Genomic DNA, 3,972 nt, shown 5'->3' with positions numbered 1-3,972 from the left:
CTTGCCCAGCTGGATGCCAACATGGAAATCAGCAAGCTCCGCAAGGCCTATGGAGCCAAAGAGATTGCAGACTCCACATACAGAACCAAAGTACTTGAAGCTGCAGAAGCCTATAAGACCGTTGCTAAAAAGTATATCTTCTCTGCCCCCATGTCGGCCGCAGCCTATTTCGCTCTTTTCCAGCAGATAGACGGACTACTGTTCTTCGACCTGTACGACAAGGCAGACTCGAGAGCTTACGGAGCAGTAGCTACAAGCTACGACCACTACTATCCGGAAAGCCCCAGATCAAAGCATTTACACAACCTGGCGTTGCAATCCATCAAAGTATTGCGTGGTCAGCGTCCTATCAACTTCGACAACATCAAGACAGAAGAGGTAAGCTTCCTCGATATCGAATTACCCACTATCACCGGAGAGATGTCGAAACTGTCTGATCTGGCCAAAGGCAAAGTGGTATTGGTAAACTTTACCGCCTACCAGGCAGAATGGTCGCCCGCTTTGAATATGGAATTAGGTAAGATCTATACCAACCACCACAGCAGCGGATTGGAAATCTATCAGATCTCACTCGACTCCGATGCCCACTTCTGGAAAAACGCAGCATCAAACCTGCCGTGGATGTGTGTACGCGATCCGCAATCCGTTTATTCACAGGCGGCAGCACTCTACAACGTAAAACAATTACCGGCCCTGTTCATTCTGGACAAAAACGGCAATCTGGTTAAACGTGTGGAGAATATCGGCACGTTGGAAGCATCGATAAAAGGCCTTCTGTAAGACTTTTTATCCTCTGTTTCAGAAATTTATGTTTTAAAGCACATCTTTAAATTTGCTTCTTCAAAAAAGAAGACCTACCTTTGTAGGGTAAAAATAAGACAATGAGTTCCGGCCATACCGTTGGTCGGGATTCTTTTTTTATGTAGCATTCAATATTTATATAATAAGAAAAAATTAGGAGGATTTAGTATGGCTGTTAGTTATATGACAGAGGAAGGTTACAACAAGATTTTAGCAGAAATAAATCTGTTGGAAACCGTTAAGCGTCCGGAAATATCCCATCAAATTGCCGAAGCAAGAGACAAGGGAGACCTTTCCGAAAATGCAGAATACGATGCCGCCAAAGAGGCTCAGGGAATTCTGGAAGCTAAAATTGCGCAATTGAAAGGGCTTATTGCCAATGCTCGACTGATAGACGAGTCGCAATTAAGAAGCGACGTGGTACAAATCATGAGTAAGGTAAAAATCAAAAACGTAAAGAATAACATGGTTATGAGCTATACGTTGGTATCCGACTCTGAAGCGAATCTGCGCGAAAATAAAATTGCGGTAAGCACACCCATTGCCAAAGGCTTGATGGGTAAAAAGGTGGGCGATGTAGTAGACATCAAGGTACCATCCGGTATTGTTAGTTATCAGGTTGAAGAAATCTCTATTTAACTTTATAAATCATGGCAACAATATTCAGCAAGATTGTGGCAGGAGAAATCCCATGCCATAAAGTGGCGGAAGACGACAACTTCTTTGCCTTTCTGGACATCAACCCGCTGGTTCATGGACACACGCTGGTAATTCCCAAAAAAGAGGTGGATTACATATTCGACCTGAACGATAATGAACTTGGCGCCATGATTCTATTTGCCAAGAGAGTAGCCAAAGCCATCGAGCAGGCTATCGAATGTAAAAGAGTGGGACTTAGTGTCATCGGGCTTGAAGTACCGCATGCACACATCCACCTGGTTCCTATAAACAAGGAATCCGACATCTATTTTGGAAAAACGAAACTGACCGTAACTTCTGATGAGCTGGCCGCTGTTGCCGAAAAGATCAGAAAAGAATTTATTTGACCCATCTCAGATTATGGATGGCTCTATATAACCGGGCCAGATTCATAATCAATGTAAATGCCAATGAAAAGTGTACACTTTCATTGGCATTTATTCTTTCCGCCGGCCCGTTACGGGCACAAATCCATTCAATATCAACTTTTTGAAGACTAACTTAGTTTAAGTTTCGGGTTTTGCTGTGCTTAATAACAAAGAATGTTTATATTTGCCACTTGTTCGGAAAACGTATATAAAAAATATGCACCGAACAATTTATTTTTAATTCATTAGTGGTTTTTACTCATTAATTTGTTAACCTTACAAGAAAGGCCCCTCTGAGACAGAGCGGCCTTCTTTTTTAAACACACATACATTAAAAACTATTACCAAAGAGAAATACTTACAGAATTCCAGTTAACTGGCCAGCTCGTCATCTGATAGAAATCAGGCCAGCCAAAAGTCCATCCTATTGAAATAAAGCCTATTGCTGCAATAATCCAGAGGATTAAGAACGTCCATTTAAGTACGGCAGGCATCGGTTTGAATTTAAACACCGCACTGCACAATGCGTACAGAAGTGAAACAACAGGAATGGCAATTAAAACAAACATTGCAACGCTCGCGCCGATCAGTGCAGATTCCGGATAGGCCTGGATAGTACCCCAGTCGGCCATCGGCATCAGGTGATACAAGATACCGAACCCACCTCCAAAAATCAAAGCAAAAGCAACAACAACAAAAATAAACAGAGCCAGCAACAGCGGCGGTATCACAATAATTGCCAGTAAGATCAGCGCAACCTTCACCAAAGCACCTACAACCGTAACGAAAGCATCCGCCAGTTTTTGCAGGGTTGTCCGTGGCTTTCCTGAGTTCACATAATCATTTACATTGTTAGACACCTTCTCGAACCCATCGGTTACAGTCTTTCCAATATTTTCGATCGTCACCCTTTCGCCTCTCATTTCAAGTTTCTCGGCTGCCGTGCGTGCCTGCGGAATAATCAGCCAAAGAATAAAGTAGATCGGAATCATAACCCCCCAGAAAAAGCAGAGAACAAACAAACCGATACGTACAGCGCTGGGATCCCAATCCATGTAGGCAGCAAAACCACCGGCAACACCACCCAATATCTTATCATCCGGGTCGCGGTAAAAACGCTTTCTACCTGTAGACGTAGTATGAGTTTTTCCCTCTTCCGATGCAAATTCCTTTTCTCCTTCAGTATCAAAAATCTCCTCCGGTTTTCCCATGCGTTTGATCACCTCTTCCACATGTTCTATCGTAATCACTTCGAAGCCCAGTTTAATGCGCTCTCCAAGCAATTCAGAGATTCTCATTTCGAAATCATTCATAATTTCGTCCGAACCCTCCTCTTTCTTAAAATGGACGCGGAGGTTAGACAAATATTTTTCTAAAAGCTGGTAGGCATCTTCGTCTATATGAAATACGGACCCTCCCAGATTAACGGTAAGCGTTTTCTTCATTTTGGTAATTATTAATTGTTTCTAATGTGGTTTATTGTATTATTCAGCTCCTCCCATGCATTTTCCAGTTCACCTAAAAAAAGTTGTCCCTTTTCCGTCAACTGATAATATTTTCGTGGCGGGCCTTGCGTTGATTCAATCCATTGATAACCTAGCAGCTCACTATTTTTCAGCCGGGTAAGCAACGGATACAAAGTGCCTTCAACAACAATCAATCTTGCCTCCTGTAATTTCTGAATAATATCAGATGTATAAGCAGGCTCCTTGCTGAGGAGAAGGAGTATACAATACTCCAAAGTACCCTTCCTCATTTGTGATTTTACGTTTTCTGCATTCATTGTTTTCTGTTTTATGCCACAAATATATGCATTGCTATTGTACTATGCAATACATACTACCATATATTTTCAAATAATTTTATTTTTTACAATATATTTCACATTTGTTCACATAAAAGAGTCGAATATTACCAGTAAAAAGCCAAATTTAACAGCACTATTGCACATAAACGTCCTTTTTGTGTAAAATAATAGTATCTACCTACTCATTATCCAATGAAAAGCTTACTTTTGTATATTCAATTCAAAATAAAGGATTATGTCTTACTATCATTTTGCCGAAGTAGTACACCGTCAGGCCGACAAGTACGGGTCACGCAT

The 3,972-nt window shown here is 41.5% G+C and carries 5 protein-coding genes; 3 read left to right on the top strand and 2 right to left on the bottom strand.

Annotated elements, in window-relative coordinates; translation table 11 throughout:
• The 3 genes from AB7E53_RS09995 to AB7E53_RS09985 form a co-directional block, all read left to right on the top strand.
• The coding region (locus tag AB7E53_RS09995; protein WP_446775451.1) for a peroxiredoxin family protein at nt 1–780 on the top strand (780 nt) is incomplete at its 5' end.
• 189 nt (nt 781–969) lie between these two features.
• On the top strand, nt 970–1,440 hold the full coding sequence (gene greA, locus AB7E53_RS09990; protein WP_079682124.1) for a transcription elongation factor GreA: 471 nt from the start codon (nt 970–972) through the stop codon (nt 1,438–1,440).
• 11 nt (nt 1,441–1,451) lie between these two features.
• Nucleotides 1,452–1,847 (top strand): HIT family protein, encoded by a 396-nt coding sequence (locus tag AB7E53_RS09985; RefSeq protein ID WP_079682125.1) that lies wholly within the window; start codon nt 1,452–1,454, stop codon nt 1,845–1,847.
• A 362-nt stretch (nt 1,848–2,209) separates the two neighbouring features.
• Here the strand turns inward: AB7E53_RS09985 and AB7E53_RS09980 are convergent, their stop codons facing one another.
• Complete coding sequence (locus tag AB7E53_RS09980; RefSeq protein ID WP_446775449.1) at nt 2,210–3,313, bottom strand: PspC domain-containing protein; 1,104 nt, start codon at nt 3,311–3,313, stop codon at nt 2,210–2,212.
• Nucleotides 3,314–3,324: 11 nt separating this feature from the next.
• Nucleotides 3,325–3,651: a PadR family transcriptional regulator gene (locus AB7E53_RS09975; protein WP_079682127.1), complete on the bottom strand. Its 327-nt coding sequence runs from the start codon at nt 3,649–3,651 to the stop codon at nt 3,325–3,327.
• Nucleotides 3,652–3,972: the final 321 nt, after the last annotated feature.

This window comes from Macellibacteroides sp. (assembly GCF_050251695.1).
GTDB lineage: Bacteria > Bacteroidota > Bacteroidia > Bacteroidales > Tannerellaceae > Macellibacteroides > Macellibacteroides fermentans.
The sequence above is the reverse complement of the archived record's forward strand: the minus strand, read 5'-3'. Positions and strand labels throughout refer to the sequence as shown.

Excerpts from the sequence above, each read along its gene's own strand:
- greA (WP_079682124.1), top strand. The coding sequence starts at position 970 with ATGGCTGTTAGTTATATGACAGAGGAAGGTTACAACAAGATTTTAGCA.
- AB7E53_RS09985 (WP_079682125.1), top strand. The coding sequence starts at position 1,452 with ATGGCAACAATATTCAGCAAGATTGTGGCAGGAGAAATCCCATGCCAT.
- AB7E53_RS09975 (WP_079682127.1), bottom strand. The coding sequence starts at position 3,651 with ATGAATGCAGAAAACGTAAAATCACAAATGAGGAAGGGTACTTTGGAG.
- AB7E53_RS09980 (WP_446775449.1), bottom strand. The coding sequence starts at position 3,313 with ATGAAGAAAACGCTTACCGTTAATCTGGGAGGGTCCGTATTTCATATA.